The sequence below is a fragment of the Chryseobacterium defluvii genome (genome assembly GCF_003634775.1).
In the GTDB taxonomy this organism is placed as follows: Bacteria; Bacteroidota; Bacteroidia; order Flavobacteriales; family Weeksellaceae; genus Chryseobacterium; species Chryseobacterium defluvii.
The window spans coordinates 713,394-731,138 of sequence record NZ_RBXB01000003.1; the positions used below are offsets into that span (position 1 = coordinate 713,394).

Here is a 17,745-nt window from a genome sequence, read left to right on the forward strand (position 1 = left end):
AATGGTTATTAAAACAGCAAATTTTGTAAAGAGTAGTGGGAAATGGCAGGATTGCCCGGAACCTACGATTCCTGAATATGCTTTTATAGGAAGGTCCAACGTAGGAAAATCGTCGTTGATTAATGCCATGATGAATCATAAAGATTTGGCTAAAACTTCTCAAACTCCGGGGAAAACGCAACTTATTAATCATTTTTTAGTGAATGAAAACTGGTATTTGACGGATTTACCGGGATACGGATATGCAAAGGTTTCCAAGTCGATCAGAAAAGACTTTGAAAAACTGATCACCAATTATATTTTAAACAGGAGAAACCTGGTTAATCTTTTCGTTTTGGTGGATGTAAGGCATACTCCTCAAAAGATTGATCTGGAATTTATTCAATGGTGTGGTGAAAGTGGGGTTCCTTTTTCCATTGTATTTACAAAAGCGGATAAATTGAAACCTAATGTAGTAATACAGAACGTAGAACATTATAAGGCAGAACTTCATAAAACATGGGAAGATCTTCCGGAATTGTATGTAACCTCTGCCGAAAAGAAAGAAGGATGTGAAGAAATTCTGAATTTTATAGAGAAGACCAATGATTTTTTAATCCTTAATAATGTCAACTTTGATGAGTAATATAATCTGGAAGATAAAAACTTTCGACGAGTTTACGGTTCCGGAGCTCTATCAGGTTTTGAAGGCCCGTGTTGATGTTTTTGTTGTGGAACAAAACTGTCCTTATCCGGATCTGGATGATTATGACCAGAAAGCTGTACATATCTGGGCGGAAGAAAACGGAGAAGTTCTGGCGTATTGCCGCCTTTTTGATAAAGGAATTAAATACCATGAAACTTCCATAGGAAGAGTTTTAACTACAGAAAATGCCAGGGGAAAAAGCTTAGGCAAATTATTGATACAATATGCTGTTGAAACTATAGAAAACAGGTTTCATACTCCTGAGATCAGGATTTCGGCACAGGATTATTTACTGAAGTTCTATGCTGGTTTCGGATTTGAGGATACCGGGAAAAAATATCTGGAAGATGATATTCCGCATACGGAAATGATAAGAAAATAGAAAAGCGAAGATGAATCTTCGCTTTTTTGTGGGAAATATGTTGAATGTTCTTAGTTTTTATTTGCTATTGCTTTTAAAATAATAGGTTCAATATTAGAAGGAAGATCGGCAGATTTTATCTGGTAGTCTTTGATTTTCATTTCTTTGAGCCAGTTTTCCCAGTATTCTTTGATGACAGCTTCTTCAAATGGATTTCCCTTTTCCGGGTTGATTCCCAGAACAATCACCTCAAGATTACTTAAATTATCGTTGGCTTTCACAAAGCCATAACCATTTTTTTCAATAATATTTTTAAAATCTGAATTGATAAGATTGTTAGATCTGATTAGTTTGGTGGTGAGATAAGATGTTTTATATGAGTTGTCTTTTTTTTCCTCGAATTTAGAATCAGCATGATACATATATCCGTCTGTCAGAATAAAAAGAATGTTTCTGCGGTCATCTTTTATACAATAATCTTTCACTTTATTTTTGAAAAACTCCCAAATATCCGAACCAACATAATTTCCGTCTTTAATGGCCGACTGATAAATGTTTAAAGGCAATTCCGAATACTTTTTTTCCACCAGACTAAAATAATCTTTGCTGGTATTTTTATCAAAAGAAACCTTAAGCTCTTTTGTAAATTCATTCATTTTCGGATCCGAAGGTTCGGGATTGAAAAAAATCTGCATCTGATCATCATAAGTAATGATCTTTTTGGATTTGATATGATTTAAAAATCCTTTTTCAATGGCTTTGATGTATTCGGTATCTCTTTGAAAATATTGCATTGTTGGATTAGGATTGGTTTGAGGATCTATTCTGTCTGATAAATCAATTAAAATACTGATGTTGATATTGTTGAGATCAGGTATGATTTTAGTAGGATCTTTAATAGTTTCTCCATCATTTATTGGTTCTTTTCCACAACAAGAAACCAATGAAATAACCATTAATACATAAAATATTTTTTTCATAATCTGCGATTTTATAAAGATGATAAATAAACAAGATTCTGATTATCAGTATTAGCTCCAACAGTTTCAAGATTGGTGTTGTATGTTTCAATGCAGCTGTCAATCATGGTTTGTTTTTCGCTTTTAGAAACTGCAATTTTTTCTCCGATAAACGTTACCCAACCCTGAACATATTCCGATGCATATAATTTATAATCTTTTGTTGGGATGATGACACCATCAATAATGTTCTGAAGCTCTTCGATTCTGCCTCGGGTTTTAATGATAAGTTCTTTCGTATTCCCGATGTTTCCAAGAATTTCTTCAATTTCTTTCTTAAGAGCATTAATCTTTTCTAAAAGAAAAAGTACATTTTTCTGCCTGATTTCCTGCTCATTTTTAATTTTATCTTTTTCACGATGTTCTTTCATGACAAAGTCGAAAACCAATCCCCAAATAATGTATACAATGAACCCCGCGAAAATAATTCCCCAAAACTGAATCTTGGTAAATGCAATTTTAAGATCAAATGGTGGCGAATCGAAAGTTTTATTTAACTCATATAACTTCGATTCAATTTCATACGCTAAAATAGAGTCAAAAATAAAAGTAACAACAAATAAAAGTCCAAGTTTAATATAATTGGCTCTTATTTTATTCTCATTAAACATATGAATCAAAAATCCCAACCCCAGAAAGACAAATGGTATTAAAGTCACAAATGCTCCTTCAATAAGACCTTCATTCCAAGCTTTGCTCCAGGCTTGTGCATCTAAAACGCTTTGTATAATGGTACTTTTTGCATTAAAATTTTTAAAAAATGCAGAATAAGAAGTCGAAATATAAAAAGTCAGCAAATATAAACTTATCGGAATAAGAAGAATTGTGCCAATCCAGAATTTTGTAGAAGCTCCTTTTGTGGCATTTACATTGTATTTTTCCGGGTTTCTGGGTAAATCAAGAATTTCGGATTTTAAAGTTTCGATGGTATTTTGATGATCTTCAATCTCTGTATTTTTGTTTTTTAATTGTTCTTCTTTGGTTTCCAACGAAACGGTTAAAGCTTTGATCTCTGTTTCTCTGTTTTTTTGTTCATTAACATAAGATTCTTTAAGTTTCTGCTGTTTTTCAGTCATTTCTTTTTCTTCATTCTGAAACTTTGAATAAACGGCATCAAGACAGATGGATAAGGTTGAATGGTTTCCGTTAGTCCTCGAACTATCTCTGTATCCGGCTTCATGATAGGTTCTTTTTCTGCTTTCTTCAGCAGATTCTGTATTGGCATCAGATTCCGTTTTTGGATTTTCCTCTTTCGGCGTTTCAATCGGAATTGATTTTAACTTAAATAAGTTTTTTATACTGGTGGTATCCATAGTGTTTAGTTTTTTAATTCATATAATATTTCATTTTTGTCTTTGCCGATTTTTACGGCCTCAATGAGGTAATCGACAATGGCTTTCACATTTTCTTCCAAAAAACCAAACATTACTACATATTTTTCCATTGCAGAATATTCATTTGGAGAAACTACACCGTCTGCCCAGATCATCACCGTGAGATCATACAGATAATCTATTTTTTCTTCAATGGTTTTGGGGACAAGAGATTTAATATTGATTGGATTTAAAAGAATCTCGTCTAAATTTTTCGAGGAAATTCCTCTTTCTTTGGCACAGTTATACATCATTTTCAGTTCTAATGCGCTGAAATCGTCATCACAAATTGCCATTTGATAAAGCCTTAAAAAGTGAGCTTTTAAGGTTTCTGTAATTTGAATGCTTTCCATGGTTGTTTTTAGTCTTCTTTTGGTTTTTTGGGGTTAATAATCACATCTCGTGAAGGTGATCTTAATTGTCTTGTTTGCTCTGAAGTTTCTTCGGAATTTTCATTTTCTTTTTTTTCTTCCTTTTTTTCGGCAAAAGCTATTAAGAGAAATATAATTCCTGTTATGGTATCAATAGGGATCCATAAGCTTTTTCGATATAAATAAATGGGAAAAACAGGATTAAAAATGATAAGTATTATGATGAATATTATACTCCAGTTATATTCTTTATAGCTTAAAAAATTGTATATAACAATGAGTGCTCCAACGGAAACCAAAACTCTTAGAAAAGTATAATATTCAATAGGAAGTCTGAAAATACCAACGAAACAACATATCGCACAGAAGGTGAGGAATGGTTTCATTTTTTTAGATTTAAAATCCTGATTGGAGATTGTATTTATAATTAAAGTTATCTTCAGACATAAATGTGAAAACAAAAAAATCATAAACAGAGATCAGTGCAGGAATGAATGTCCAGCAAAACAAAAGATAAAAAACACCCAATTTGTTTTGTCCTAAATAAAACCTGTGAATGCCTAATCCTCCTAAGAAAAGAGCAAACATTGAAGTTGTAAATTTTGATTTCATAATTTATACTCTTGATAATATTTCGTTCTTTTTTTCTTCAAACTCTTCAGGAGATATGATTCCATTTTCCGTGAAACCTTTTAGCTTTTGTAAAAGAGCAAACGGATCTTCATTTTCTATAAGCAAAGGTTGTGAAGGCAGCTGAGGTTGTGCAATGATAGGAGTGGTATTATTTACCGTTACACCTCCTGCAGAAGCTTTTCTGGATTCCAGATCTTTTTCTCTTCTCACTCCTCTCATTTGTTCTTCAATCTCTTGGGCATATTGATATAGTTTTCTAGCCTGAGCTTTCGGAAGATAATCCATCATGTTAGTGAAATTTCTTACAGTTCTCATCATAAATGTGGAACCGATTATTCCTTCTTTAATATGGCAATCTGCAACATCTATCCAACTGTAATCCTGAAAATCCATGGATAAGCCGAAGTTTTTAGGCCGGCAGAAAATAATTCTTCTGTTGGTAAGAGCAATACAATCCGGAGATAAATTGAGAACAGGCTTTTTCTGAACAGCAATATATTCCACGAATTCCTGTGAAGTGAGAAGACTGTTGATTCTCCCCAAGAGCTTTTCTACTGCTTTTGGGTCTTGTTCTTCGTTTAAAAATTTCTTTAAATTCATAGTATTTTGTTTTTAGTTATTTTTTATTGCTGGAATAGACATAGCCTGTTTTTCCTCCTTTTTTAATCTGTACTTTATACCATGAACCTTGTTTTGATAGTTGAATCAGTTTTGTGTTTTTTGGTACAGTAGCTATTATTTTAGATTTTAAGGAAGGTTTTGCATAAATATTAGTTGTGGCAGTTCCTGCAATGTATCTGGTATTGGTATTGACATTCACTTCATTGATGAAAACAGAAGGAGCTTTATCTGATTTGCTTTTTGGGGAGTTTCCGGATTTAAAATTATCAGTTTCCGAAGCTTTTGATTTCTTAGGCTTACTTTTTTTCGTAGACCGACCAGACGAGCCTCCATTACAAACTCCGCAGGTTCCACCTCCGCTACAATGCCCACACCGAGAGCAGTTTGAACAAGCTGTACAATATGCAGAACCAGTACATCTTCCTTCGTGTCCCACATTGTCATTGGCTTTAAAACAGGAGTTTAAAAAAAATAAACTGAGTGTGATTATGATGAATGGTATTAGTTTTCTCATGGTTAATTATAATTTTCCAAAGTTTGATGAAGCTGGCTCCTGAAATTATAAATCTCATCAAGATTATTCAGAAGAACTTTTTCTCCGGATTCCTTTCCGTTGTGAAAGGTTTCCAGGTATTTGTTTGAGGTATTAAAATGTAGTCTGCAAAGTGGCTTTCTGTTGTTGTCATCCAATAAAACCCCAAAGTATGAAAGTGTATCTCTGTAGGCAATTCTGGATGAAGGAATCTTTTCTCTCAAAATGGCTTTTACAATCTGAAAGCCCTCCAGTTCCTCTTCTGTGGTGACAATTTTGGAATCGTTGTTTTCGTCGATAGGCTGTGGATTCTTTATGTCATCTTCCCCTTTTTCGATCTGTTCATTAATGCTCAATGCAGATTTTAACCTGAAACTAATTGATTCGTTGATGGAGGTTGCCAATGCTTTTTTGGTGTATTCTTTAAAAGAAACCATTCTATTGGCCGTTAAAGGCTTTTCAAAAAAACGGTTTACTAAAAGCTTCACCAATTCATCAGAAGGATTTTCGATTTCCTTTTCAAATTCTTTTCGGATGGCTTTGATGTATTTTAATGCTTCTGCAGAATCCAAAATACTTTCAAGATTGTAATCTTTTTTTGTGAAACTCTCAAGAATTTTAATTGAACTGTCTTTCAAATCTTCAATATTAATGGTAAAAAAAGGTTTTTCATCCATAATATTCGGTTTCTCAAGATCGGTGTAGAAATTATAAACAATTCCGTTGGTAAGAACCCCGAATCTCGTTTTGGAAACATGATAATATCTGTGAAGCTGAGAATTATGGGCATCAGCACTTTCTTTCCAGTGTTTGCATTCTATGATGAAAATCGGTTCATCATTATTCCTGATTACATAATCTACCTTTTCCCCTTTTTTGGTTCCGATGTCACAAATATGTTCGGGAACAACCTCTGTCGGATTGAAAATATCATAGCCTAAAATTTGGATGAAAGGCATTACAAAAGCATTTTTGGTTGCTTCTTCTGTACCGATTTGTTCTTTTAAGCCAACCACTTTTTGATGTAGCTGCTCAAGCTTTATTTTAAGATCCATTTTTTGATTATTATAGAGTTTCATCGAAGATTTCTGCTGTTGGAGCAATCGATTTTATTGTAGAAATAGCTTTTTCCATTGAGGATTTTATTATGTAATATTGGCTTTTCCCAACAATTTCCCCGTTTCTTGCTTTTAAGACAAAATAATGTTTTTCATTTACCGCGACTCTTCTGTCGTATCGGGAATCATCCTGAGAGTTGATTCTCACCGATTCTATTCCTTTATGACAAGACGCTTTTTGAACATAACCTTCACTCATTAAAATAATGTCGTTTCCTTTTTTTAAATTAAACTGATACTCTTTATTGATTCTTTGAGTAATAACAAATTTTCCCATAATTACTATTTTTATTTAGCTAGTGTGGCACTCGTTTGAACATGTTTTGCACCCATTCGACTGAGAATAGTCCTTTTTAGCTTCCTTCACCGCATCTTTGCATGAAGAAAACTGACCTAAGTATTTTCTGTTTTCATTAGTAGGTAAATATTTACAATTTTCATGGTGTACTTCATGATCTCCATTGCTTTGTGCCTTTTTGTTTACATAATATTTTTTCATAACAAAAGTTTTAATTGATTTAACACTTCAAAAATATGAGCATTAAATAACCTTGCCTTACGGGAATCCGTAAAACCAAAAAAACCTCTCAAAAAAATCGAAAGGTTTATTTATGTAAAGATTTTAAAATAGAGCTTAAATAATAATAGTACGTTTCGCAATTACATTATCATTGGGAGAAGAGTTCCATGAAAATCCCGAAGCGGGAAGAGCTCTTTCTTTACCCCAGTTTCTTATGGCTTCTATTCTTTCGGGGCTTGTTTTGCTTAAAGGAACAATATTTCGGAAACATGTTTCATATAATTCATCATTTACAGCTCCATCTCCGTTAATGACAGCCTGAATCGCAACATCTCTTACTGCTCCTTCAAGGTCTGAGCCTGCAAATCCGGAAGATAAAGCAACCAATTTTTCAAAAGTTTCTATAGATGGAGGAGGAAGAAGTCCTTTTTTTATGTAAAGATTAATAATATCTTCTCTTTCTCGTTCTTCTGGTAAATCGACAAAAAATAATTCATCAAATCTACCTTTACGTAGTAATTCCGGAGGAAGTTTTGTGACATCATTTGCTGTGGCAACAACGAAAACTTTTTCAGTGCTTTCCTGAAGCCAAAATAAAAACTGACCAATCATTCTGGTTGTAACTCCTGAAGAATCATTCGCGTTGGCAGCGAGACCTTTTTCAATTTCATCAATCCATAAAATACAAGGTGATGCATTATCTGCGGACTCAAAGGCTTCTTTCAATCTATTTTCCGATTGTCCAACATACATTCCTTGAATAGATGCAAAATCTAATCTGTATAAAGGTAGACTCCAGGTTGTAGCTATGAATTTTGCAGATAAAGATTTTCCACACCCAGGAACACCAACTAACAAAACTCCTCTTGGTGGACGAAGTTTTCTTGCTTTTAAATCTGCTGTAAGGAGTTGTCTTTGACTTTCAAGCCATTGCTGAAGACCATTTAAACCACCTACGGAAAGCATATTAGAATCGACCTTTACTTTTTCCAGTCCGGAAATATCGCTGAATAATTTGTCTTTTTCCTGCGTAAGAAGTTTGATGTCTTCTTTAGTTAAAGAGCCTTTTGCCATTTGAGTTGCCAAAACATTTTCGGCTTCAATTTTTGTCATATTGGCAAGAATGGTTGCAGCCATTTTAAAATCTTTTTCATCCCATTCAATAGGAAAAGAATTTTGATAGGGAAGAACACAATCTTTAACAATCGATAACATTTCATCTTCATTTGGAGGATCTAAAGTCAAAGTCATACCCAATCTTTGAAGTTGTGACCAAACACTTTTTGTAGAAATGATACAAATGCTTCCACCACGTTCGATAGCCTGAACCACACAATCGTAAATATGTCTTGAAACAATATTATCGTCTTCGATATCACTTACTTCTGTAAAAATAAAAGTAAGGTTTTGTCTTTGCGAGATATTTTGAACGGCAAAATCGATTCCGCCAACAACGGAACGGTCATCATTTACTGTTTTTCTTGTTTTAATATCTATTATTCCGTGAGAAAGACTGTGAACGTACATTGGAATGTTGATTTCTTCAGCCAATTCCTGTATGATTTCCAAAACTCTTGCTCTCTCAATACTTCTTATCGAAATAAAGGGAATTCTTGCACGGAACATTCGCAACAGAGAATTCTTGAATTCAATTTTATTTGACATGGTTAAAAGATTATTTTTCTTCTTGTTGATAAGTTTCTTTCTTCTTCTTCGTTATTATTTTGATCCAACTTTTCTACAATATTTTCAGGAAGCCTGAAAGAATTGATGGTGAGAATTATTTTTTCTTTATCCTTGCTTGTATTGGGTAAACTGTCCTTTAAAGATTTTTTAATTTCCGCTACAAATTCTTCTAAATCTTTTCTGAAAACTATTTTCAAATCTTCCGGGAAGCCCTTGGAATCTGAAAATATTGAAAGTGGAATTAGATTTTTTTTACCTGTTAAAAGGAGCATCCCAAAATCATCTACGGATTTTATATTTTGGTTTTCAAAATATCTTTGGAATTTTTCCAGCCATAATTTTTTTCGTGTTTTATAAGCTTCTTCTGCTTTTATGTAAAAGCGTTGTGCTGTTCCTGCATCTAAATCAAAATTTCCGGAATCCATTTCTTCCAAAACGGTGTCGTCTCCGTTTCCAAACCGTTCAAAAATTTCAATCCAATCGGCATAAGTGATTGGTTTTTTCATAATCGTCTTATTCTAGGATTAATAATCTGATTGGGCGGAACGATATCCCATTCTGAGAATTTAGCATTACCTTTTTTTCCTTCTGTGCGTCCTTGAAAAAGATTAGGTCTTGTTTGTTGAGCTGATTTCTGATTTTTATTTTCTTCAGAATTATTTTTAATGTCTTTCATAAATTGTGCTGTTAAGAGGTTTGTAAAATATTTCTTGTATCTCTCGATGTGCTGGAAAAATCTTCAGGAGTTATTGATTGTAATGTTTGTCTCAAAACTTCAGCTTTTGCATCTTCCAATGCAAATTCTTTTCTATAATCAACAGTTTCGGCAATGCAACCGCGTAAAACTTCTTTGGATTTTGTTTTTCTCTCGGTAACGTTCTCTATCGTTTTTTTCTTGGCTTTTCTGTGATTATTAATTGAATTAAAAATGATTAATCCGCCAATTAAACCTCCAATAATACCAATTACTCCAAATTTAAAAATGGCTAAACTTAAAAGAGAAATTATAGCTCCCACAAAAATTAAAACTGTTGGTGAACCAAGTTTTTTCAATTCATTTTCAAGAAATTCAGCCCAATATTTATCATGCTTTTGCAACTGTTCTGTTTCGTCGGTTCCGTCTGTGGTTGAGGTTTTAAAACCATCAATAGTCAATTCTACATTTTCTTCAACATTATTTCTATAATCTGCTGTGAAAGTATCGTGAGCTTCAACAATCCAAGGCTGACTGATAGAAACGGCAAGTGCTTGGGTAACTTTTGTTGCTCCTGATAATTCGGGATCGAATGCCGCATTTGTTAGCATTTGCAAGAAGTCTACTTTTTCATCAAAAATGTGTTTTTCATTATTCATTAAAGCTTGTGCTGCTTTTTTATCTCCTTCTTTTTGAATAATTAATTGATTGAGTCTTACCTCATTTTGCAATGGAAGTTCTTCATCATCAAAATTGGTCACGAGCAGCGATAAGATTTCATCAAGCTGAATTTTCGTTGCTTTAGAATAATCGGTTGTAGTTTCTAAAATCTTTTTGAAATGTTTATCCAATGCTTCATGAGATCTTGCCTGTTTAACCGACGCTTTTAAATCATTCCAATTGGTAGCAAATTCTTCAAGAAGAGGATATTGGCTGGATGAATGAGATCCTTTTGTTTTAAAGAAATTAGTCCATTGATCTTTTTGTTTATCAATATAATTATCGGTTTGCGTCAACTGATCAATCCAACTTTTAACATTCGTAATCATTAATTGATGAGAAGCCGGCTGGAAAACACCCGTGGTAATTGCTTCCAAAATGACAATAAATTCTCTGGCCAGATTATGAGGATTCTGGTGAAGAAAATATCTGTTCATCCATTGTAGACAAGCGTCATTTCTACCCAATCTTCTCATGATGAGCATAAAAAAAAGGGTTGTTTTGTAATCATCCCTCTTCAAACTTTCGTTTAAAGCTTTTTCAGAAGTATTTTTATCATCCCGAATCCAGGAGGCAAGTACGACCAACGCCGGAGCCAACCAATAATTCGGAGCTTTTATCATGACTTCTTCTGTTGTGTAACGCAACGTATCGTCACCTACAATTCCGGTGTCTACACCTTGTAGAATTCCGGTTGCCATTCTTCTAACCTCCGCATAATATCCGAATTTGATTTGAAGATCCTGTTTGAGATTTCCCTGTCGAGTTTCTGCTAGTTGTAGAGATTTATGTTTAATATCAGATTCAACAAAATCGTTGAAGGAATTCATTAAGCTTAATAAATCATTTTTAAGATGATCGTGCTTTGTGTTAATGCTTCCTATCTCGATATTCACTTCGTGCATATCTGCTTTTATTGCTCTCAATGCGCTATTAATGAAAGAAAGGTCTGCGTATGAGATTACTTTTTGTGACATATTATAAATGTTTTCAGTGGGTTAAAGTTTTGTTGCTGTTCCATCTTCTCTTATGAGAATAAGTTTGTCTTTGAATACTTCTACAAATGCATAAGCATTATGCTTGGCGATTGTTCTCGCTTTTTCAAAATGATCGGGAAGTGGTTCTCCAACTTTATAATGCTTGATGATTTGATTGATGCTGAGATCCAGTGTATGCACCTCATGAGGATGTCCCAAGAAGCATTTTGCTAGAATTCCTAAAGGAAGATTTGCCAGTTCGGCAGTTCCAAATTCTTCCTGAATTTTTTCCATTAACTCATTCCTCCCTCTTGTCTCTGTTAAAAGCCCTGTATCAATTCCTTTAATAAGATTCATGTATTGTTGCGAACGTTTTTTAAGAATATCTCTGTCGCTAAATATTTTTGAGGAAGTTTGTTTGTTTTCTGATGAGGAATTCAGAGATTGATTTTGAAAAAGTATTCTCGCCATAGTCTAAGTTTTTCAGGTTGTTACATAGACAAAAGTATTAGGACATATAAAAACTACCTTACGGGAATCCGTAAAACCAAAAAAACCTCTCAAAAAAAATTGAAAGGGTTTTAAATAAATCAGAGAAATGTATTTTTAAATAATCCCGATATCCTTACAAAAAGCAACCAATTGCTCGTTGCTCGTGACTTCAAGATCTTCTTTTAAACTATTTAATTTTTTCTCAACACTGCTCAAACTAAAAGGTTTAATATCCTTTTCCTGAAGATGAGTGGGAATATTTTTCTGTAAAATTCCCTTAGAAAGAAGTGAAACCAATGTAATATCATAAGCGGTAAACTCATAACTGTTAAGCTTTTTCACATCCTGTTTTAAATCAAAGGATAAATAATTTTCATCAATATAAACAGAAGCGATGGATTTTTTCAACTCCTTAGAATCGTTTCTGGCTTTTCGAACGTAGCCGTTGATGTGATAATCTTTGAAAAGAGAATTGATGATTCCCGACTTATGCTCTGCAGAAAAAACAATGACTTTCAAAGAAGGCTGAATTTCTTTTATTTTCTCAATCAGTTCGCGTCCGTCTTTAATGTTTTGTTCGCGATGATCTTCATCATAATACAAATCGGTGATCAAAAGATCATAAGGCTCATTCTCCCGGACAGATTTCTGAATTTTTGCCAGTGCATCATCACAATAATAAACGTAATCAACATTCGGAATGTTGAGATCCTCTAAAGTTTTCTGTACAGAAAGATTGATGCTTTCGTGGTCTTCGGCGATTAAAATTTTTTTGAACATTCTTTTTTAGTTTTTTTAGGAAACAGGAAATGAAATATAGATTTTCAGTCCCTTTTCGATTTTGGTGTCAAAAATAATTTCTCCTTTGATAGTTTCTATACGGGAAACCGTAGAGAAAAGGCCATTCTTGTAAATTATGTCTCCGGAAATCCCGATTCCGTTGTCTGTATAAAATATTTTGATGAGGTTATTTTCCCTTTCAAATCGAAAAACTACGCGGTCTGCTTTGCTGTGTTTTTTCATGTTCACGAGCAATTCGCGAACGATTTGATAAACCTCTTCCTGTGAAGATTCTTTTAAGTCTTTCCAGATATTTTCATCGTTTCCTGCAAGATAGGTATTCAAATTTTCGTTGTTGAACGAGCCAATTAATTCTGAAATTTTTTCATTAAAATCTTTCTCTTCGTTTTTAATTTCCTGTTTTTCGTAGGAAATGTCTCTTGATTTCTCATACACAAATTCCAGTTCGTCCAATGCTTTGTCTTTATCAAAATGTTCCTGATTTTCAATCTTCGTCATCACCTGATAAATTCCATTGGCAACCACATCATGAACTTTTTTGGACATTTTGAGCTGGGTGTTTTTTACTTCAAGCTCTTTTTCATGTTCGAGACCTTTTTTTCTTTTTTTATACCAGAAGAAACCTGTGATTAGTATAAGTGATAAAGCAACTAATCCAAAATTTCGCTGTACTATTTTTATTTCATTTTCTGCATCTTGACGTTTTAGGATTTGATTTTCCGCGTTTTTTTGTTCTACATCATATCTTATAACAGCAAATTGGTTTTTTGCTTTATTTCTTGCAGTTTGAAGACTATCATTTATAGAATTAAATTTTATAAAATTTTCTAAATAATGCTTAGGATCAAGAGGAATAATTTTTTGCAGTGCTTCTAGTTGATCATCCGGACTTTTATTTTGAAGAGCTTTGTCTAACATCATTTTTGAATACTTTAATGAAGCGATTTTATTTTTATTAAAAAAATAATCAGCTAATGTAGCATAGCTGGAATTCATACCCATGCCATTACTTTGCTGCTCTCTTATTTTCAATGCCTTCAATAATTCAGGCAATGGATTATAATTTTCATCTTCCAAAAATTTTGCTTTTGCAAGGTTATTTAATGCTCTTGCATAATTAATGCTGTCTTTTGAAGCGAGAGCATATTTGAGATATTTTTTTGCTGAGTCTAATTTTTTTTGAAGTATAAGTGCATCACCCATATTATTAAAATATATGGTTCTATTTTCTTCAATGTTTGCATATTTTAATGCTTTATTATAATATGAGATTGCACTATCAAAGTTTTTGAGATTTTTTGAATTTATCCCCATATTATTATAATTAGATGCGAGCAAGCTTCTAACAAAACTGTCTTTATCTTTTTTAAGGAATGTATTTGCTTCCAATGATGTTTCAATTCCACCATAATAATCTCCTTTATCAGATTGAATTATGGCCATATTTACTAAAGCTCTTGCAACACCTAATGAATCTTTTTCTGTTAAAAAAACATTCTTTGCTAAATTGAAATAGTAAAAAGCAGAATCGGAAATTTTACTTTTTTGATATTCTTTAGCTTTTTTGAAATATGAATTTGTGGTCAAAATTTGTGTGGATAATTCTTTTTTTTCCTTTTTACAGGAGAATAAAATTATCAGCATGATAATTAATAATGAGTATTTCATAAAATTAGTTTTTCATGCAAAGTAATAAAAAAGGACAGATTGATAAAATCTGCCCTCTTTTTTTATTAAGGTTGTGTAGGATTAGGTGCTGGAGGAGGTGTTTGCCCTGTGTTACCTCCTGTTCCCCCTTCTTCTCCGCCAGACCCTTCTTCACCACCAGACCCTTCGTCTCCGGTATCGCTTTGTACCGTTACTTGATTTTGATTGCTGCTATTACATGATGTGTCTGTATTATGATTTCCGAATGCTAAACCTAGTAGCATTAAAATAAAATGTATCATTTTCAAAAAATTTAATGTTAAAGCATTCGTATTCTTCCCTGCGAAACCGATCGCAGATAGTGCTACACGTTTAAAAATTTCGAAGCGCTTCTTAAATTTTTTGGGAAGTGAACCATCAAAAACGGAAGAGAAACATCTGCTTCCCAACCCGGAGTTTTCTTCCGTTTTATCTGGCGATTTTTGAAATCAGTTTTGTAAATTTGTTTTTGTAATGTTTTGTTTCTCACTGATTTCTATGGCAAAGATGCAACGGAAAAGCAGGCAGGGGTTAGAAAGTTTTTGGAAAGTTTTTGGAAAGTTTTTCGGTGAGATGTTACGGAAAACCGTAATGCTATTGATGTAAAACTTCATAATTTTCGCACTAATAACCGTTGAATATGTCTAAATTTTTACCACAAAAAAGAAAATTGTTAGAGGAGGTCTTTCAGAAAGCATCAAACGACACTCCTGAAAAATCATTTAATGGAATTGCAAACCATCTTGAAAGATCATTAAAGGATGATTACAATATAGTTTTGAGTTATAAATCTTTTGAAACATATTATAAAACTATAGTAGAAAGGGATGAAGATTATAACATAAAAACAATAATTTTAGATGATCTCAGTAGATATTTAGAATATGATAGTTTTAGAGATTTTTGTCTTGATTGGAAAACTATAGAATATGCAGTTAGCCAAACTTTATCTAAAATTGTTATAAACATTACTAATAAGCCAATTTTTACAATGCCTGATTTTTTAAAGAAAAATGGACTGGGTATTATGGAAATGGTTTTTGTTTTATTACTTGTTACAGGAGGGGTTGTTTTTTCAAATGGGAAAAAAGTGGATGGTCAAGGTCTGAGTGGTCTAAGTTTTTTATCAACTGGGAAATCTGACTTAGAAAAAGGCTATATGTATTGGAATGGAGAAAGATATATTGCAACAGACAGTAGTGATCTTGGACCTCAAAAAGAAGTTATTCCAATGAAAGAATATGATTTTAAATATCTTCAACGTATTACAAGAGCCGATACTTTGACGGTAGATAATGCATTGGGAAAAGTTTGGTATGATAAGAGCAATAATAATGTAGAGTTCTTTACGAGTCCCGGGATACATCCCGAAAATGGCAAAGCATTAAAAGATGTTTCGGAAACAATTCTGAATAATTATGCAGGACCAAGCGCAGACTCCCTACAGATCGAAGAATAAACGTCCTTCACAATAATTTAAAATTCAATTAAAACGATTCATCTAATATTCCTTTAATTTCGTTCTTTTTAAGATGAATAAAGGAATATTTTCATTTTTACTGTTTGCGTTTTCTTTGTGTTGGGCTCAGCAAAAGCCGGTGCAGATTGCTTTTCTGTCGGATGTGCATTTTCAGGATTTGTACGGAAGCTTTTCGGATCATGATTTTAGAGGAATCATCAATCCAAAAACAGGAAAGCCAACCATTCTGAGAACAATGGATTCTCAACTGCACTCGACCAGAATTTTTAATGAAAACTATTTTGCTTTCCTAAAAGCCTTGGATGATATTGCAGGAAAAGGAATTAAAATTGTAGCCATGCCCGGCGATTTTTCGGATGACGGACAAGCATATAATATTCGTGGATTACACAAAATTTTAGAAAAATATCATAAAAGATATGAGATCAATTTTTACATCACAACAGGAAATCATGATCCGGTTGGTCCGTTCCGGCAGGATGCGGGAAAGGATGATTTCCTAGGAAAGGATGGGAACCCATTGGGAATTTATAGTAAAGAAAATATTGGAAAAATCAAGAATCAGATTATAACAAAAGACATTGCAGAATCCGGGTATTTAGAAATTTTGGATGAATTAAAGGATTTTGGTTTTTATCCTAAAAAAGAGAATTTATTTTGGAGTACACCTTTCAATTTTCAGGCTGTTAAAAATTACTCTTACGAAAAAGCCCTGCAAAATGCTGAATATTCCAAAAGAATATATGAAGTGTCAAAAGGTTTTTCTGTTCCGGATTTAAGTTATGTCGTCGAACCCGTAAAAGGAATCTGGATGATTGCCATCGATGGGAATACCTACATTCCGAAAAATGTAAATGAAAACCCAGATAATTCTTCCAATTATAAAGGAGCAAGTATCGGTTACAATAACGTTCTTACCAACAAAAAACATTTGATGAATTGGGTGAAAAAAATCACACAGGAAGCAAAATTGAATGGAAAAACAGTCATAGCCTTTACCCACTATCCAATGATCGATTTCAATGATGGCGCCACAAAAGAAATTGAAAATGTATTGGGCGAAAAAAAATGGCAACTGGAAAGAGTTCCTGAAGAAGACGTGGCAAAAGCCTTTATTGAAGCCGGATTACAGATTCATTTTGCTGGACATATGCACATTAATGACACGGGAATCAGAAATTTCAGAGACAAAATGCTGGTGAATATTCAGGTTCCTTCGTTGGCTGCTTACCTTCCGGCATATAAAATACTAACAATTCATTCATCTGAAAAAATGGAGATCCAAACAGAAGTTTTAAATGATGTTCCGAATTTTGATGAATTATTTCCACTTTACGAAAAAGAATATGATGCTTTGAAAAAAAATGGAAATAAAATCCTTTGGAGTAAAGATATTTTGCATTCGGAAACGTATCATGATTTTATGCTGTTTCACCTTAAAGAATTGGTTAGATTGAGGATGATACCGGATGATTGGCCGAGAGATTTCATTGAAAAAGCAGAGAAATTGAATGGTGAGGATTTGTTGTTATTAGTTCAAAATAAAGATCAAATAAAGGAAAGTAAAATTGATTCTAAAGCTTTCCAGAAATGGTTTTTTAGAGACGCTTTACTGGATTTATACAAGTTTCAGTCCGCCGATGAACTGGCAAAAAAAGATATCCCGAAAGAAAGATTACGGCAATATCATATATTAGAAGAATTGTTTCAGAAAAGTAAATCACAAGATCCATTTGTTTTACAATTAAAATCTGTTTTTAAAATTCTTTCTTTACTTTCAAACGGTGATCCGACGGATCATTTTGAAATAGATCTGAAAAAACAGGAGATTAAACGGTTGTGATTTTTATTTTCCCACAGATCTCACAGATATTTGTGTTTACTAGTGAAAAAGATTTGTGATATTAATGCTTAAAAAAGTAGAAAAGACCATCAAATTCTGACAGCCTTCTCATATAAATCTAATTGTAAAAAAT

21 protein-coding genes are annotated in these 17,745 nt (G+C 33.2%); 4 read left to right on the forward strand and 17 right to left on the reverse strand.

Annotated features, from left to right (window positions below):
- Position 1 precedes the first annotated feature (1 nt).
- Both yihA and BCF58_RS15165 read left to right on the forward strand, forming a co-directional pair.
- On the forward strand, positions 2-625 hold the full coding sequence (gene yihA / locus BCF58_RS15160) for a ribosome biogenesis GTP-binding protein YihA/YsxC (protein WP_121462644.1): 624 nt from the start codon (positions 2-4) through the stop codon (positions 623-625).
- Entirely contained in the window at positions 618-1,067 is a 450-nt protein-coding gene (locus BCF58_RS15165; RefSeq protein ID WP_121462645.1) for a GNAT family N-acetyltransferase, read from the forward strand. The genes yihA and BCF58_RS15165 overlap by 8 nt, the downstream gene beginning before the upstream one ends.
- 50 nt (positions 1,068-1,117) lie before the next feature.
- On the opposite strand, the gene BCF58_RS15170 is transcribed toward BCF58_RS15165, so the two are convergent.
- The 17 genes from BCF58_RS15170 to BCF58_RS17290 all read right to left on the reverse strand — a co-directional run bounded on the left by BCF58_RS15170 (position 1,118) and on the right by BCF58_RS17290 (position 14,552).
- Positions 1,118-2,026 (reverse strand): hypothetical protein, encoded by a 909-nt coding sequence (locus BCF58_RS15170; protein WP_121462646.1) that lies wholly within the window; start codon positions 2,024-2,026, stop codon positions 1,118-1,120.
- 11 nt (positions 2,027-2,037) lie between these two features.
- Positions 2,038-3,378 (reverse strand): coiled-coil domain-containing protein, encoded by a 1,341-nt coding sequence (locus BCF58_RS15175; RefSeq protein WP_121462647.1) that lies wholly within the window; start codon positions 3,376-3,378, stop codon positions 2,038-2,040.
- A gap of 5 nt (positions 3,379-3,383) precedes the next feature.
- The gene (locus tag BCF58_RS15180) at positions 3,384-3,791 is read right to left on the reverse strand and encodes a tellurite resistance TerB family protein (protein WP_121462648.1); all 408 of its coding nucleotides are present in this window, start codon (positions 3,789-3,791) and stop codon (positions 3,384-3,386) included.
- An 8-nt stretch (positions 3,792-3,799) separates the two neighbouring features.
- On the reverse strand, positions 3,800-4,195 hold the full coding sequence (locus tag BCF58_RS15185; protein ID WP_121462649.1) for a DUF6804 family protein: 396 nt from the start codon (positions 4,193-4,195) through the stop codon (positions 3,800-3,802).
- A gap of 10 nt (positions 4,196-4,205) precedes the next feature.
- Positions 4,206-4,421, reverse strand: coding sequence for a TM2 domain-containing protein (locus tag BCF58_RS15190; RefSeq protein WP_121462650.1), 216 nt, complete (start codon positions 4,419-4,421; stop codon positions 4,206-4,208).
- A 3-nt stretch (positions 4,422-4,424) separates the two neighbouring features.
- Positions 4,425-5,042 carry a PH domain-containing protein gene (locus BCF58_RS15195; RefSeq protein ID WP_121462651.1) on the reverse strand — a complete coding sequence of 206 codons (618 nt, stop codon included), beginning with the start codon at positions 5,040-5,042 and terminating at the stop codon, positions 4,425-4,427.
- Between the two features lie 16 nt (positions 5,043-5,058).
- Positions 5,059-5,577: an SH3 domain-containing protein gene (locus BCF58_RS15200; RefSeq protein ID WP_121462652.1), complete on the reverse strand. Its 519-nt coding sequence runs from the start codon at positions 5,575-5,577 to the stop codon at positions 5,059-5,061.
- Between the two features lie 2 nt (positions 5,578-5,579).
- Entirely contained in the window at positions 5,580-6,650 is a 1,071-nt protein-coding gene (locus BCF58_RS15205) for a type I restriction endonuclease (RefSeq protein WP_121462919.1), read from the reverse strand.
- A 10-nt stretch (positions 6,651-6,660) separates the two neighbouring features.
- Positions 6,661-6,990, reverse strand: coding sequence for a YegP family protein (locus BCF58_RS15210; RefSeq protein ID WP_121462653.1), 330 nt, complete (start codon positions 6,988-6,990; stop codon positions 6,661-6,663).
- Between the two features lie 357 nt (positions 6,991-7,347).
- Positions 7,348-8,898, reverse strand: a complete 1,551-nt coding sequence (locus tag BCF58_RS15220) for an AAA family ATPase (protein WP_121462655.1) — start codon at positions 8,896-8,898, stop codon at positions 7,348-7,350.
- Between the two features lie 2 nt (positions 8,899-8,900).
- Positions 8,901-9,425, reverse strand: a complete 525-nt coding sequence (locus tag BCF58_RS15225) for a hypothetical protein (RefSeq protein WP_121462656.1) — start codon at positions 9,423-9,425, stop codon at positions 8,901-8,903.
- Positions 9,422-9,595 (reverse strand): hypothetical protein, encoded by a 174-nt coding sequence (locus BCF58_RS17490; protein WP_170149037.1) that lies wholly within the window; start codon positions 9,593-9,595, stop codon positions 9,422-9,424. Before BCF58_RS17490 ends, BCF58_RS15225 begins: the two co-directional genes overlap by 4 nt.
- 11 nt (positions 9,596-9,606) lie before the next feature.
- Entirely contained in the window at positions 9,607-11,310 is a 1,704-nt protein-coding gene (locus tag BCF58_RS15230) for a hypothetical protein (protein ID WP_121462657.1), read from the reverse strand.
- A gap of 21 nt (positions 11,311-11,331) precedes the next feature.
- The gene (locus BCF58_RS15235; RefSeq protein WP_121462658.1) at positions 11,332-11,781 is read right to left on the reverse strand and encodes a hypothetical protein; all 450 of its coding nucleotides are present in this window, start codon (positions 11,779-11,781) and stop codon (positions 11,332-11,334) included.
- Positions 11,782-11,916: 135 nt separating this feature from the next.
- Entirely contained in the window at positions 11,917-12,582 is a 666-nt protein-coding gene (locus BCF58_RS15240) for a response regulator (RefSeq protein WP_121462659.1), read from the reverse strand.
- A 15-nt stretch (positions 12,583-12,597) separates the two neighbouring features.
- Complete coding sequence (locus BCF58_RS15245; RefSeq protein ID WP_121462660.1) at positions 12,598-14,271, reverse strand: tetratricopeptide repeat-containing sensor histidine kinase; 1,674 nt, start codon at positions 14,269-14,271, stop codon at positions 12,598-12,600.
- 65 nt (positions 14,272-14,336) lie between these two features.
- Positions 14,337-14,552, reverse strand: a complete 216-nt coding sequence (locus tag BCF58_RS17290) for a hypothetical protein (protein ID WP_147462071.1) — start codon at positions 14,550-14,552, stop codon at positions 14,337-14,339.
- Between the two features lie 377 nt (positions 14,553-14,929).
- Between BCF58_RS17290 and BCF58_RS15255 the strand changes: the two genes are divergently transcribed.
- Both BCF58_RS15255 and BCF58_RS15260 read left to right on the forward strand, forming a co-directional pair.
- A complete protein-coding gene (locus BCF58_RS15255) occupies positions 14,930-15,748 on the forward strand; it encodes a hypothetical protein (protein ID WP_121462662.1) in 819 nt (272 codons plus the stop codon).
- A 73-nt stretch (positions 15,749-15,821) separates the two neighbouring features.
- Positions 15,822-17,612, forward strand: coding sequence for a metallophosphoesterase family protein (locus tag BCF58_RS15260; RefSeq protein WP_121462663.1), 1,791 nt, complete (start codon positions 15,822-15,824; stop codon positions 17,610-17,612).
- The last annotated feature ends 133 nt before the right edge of the window (positions 17,613-17,745 follow it).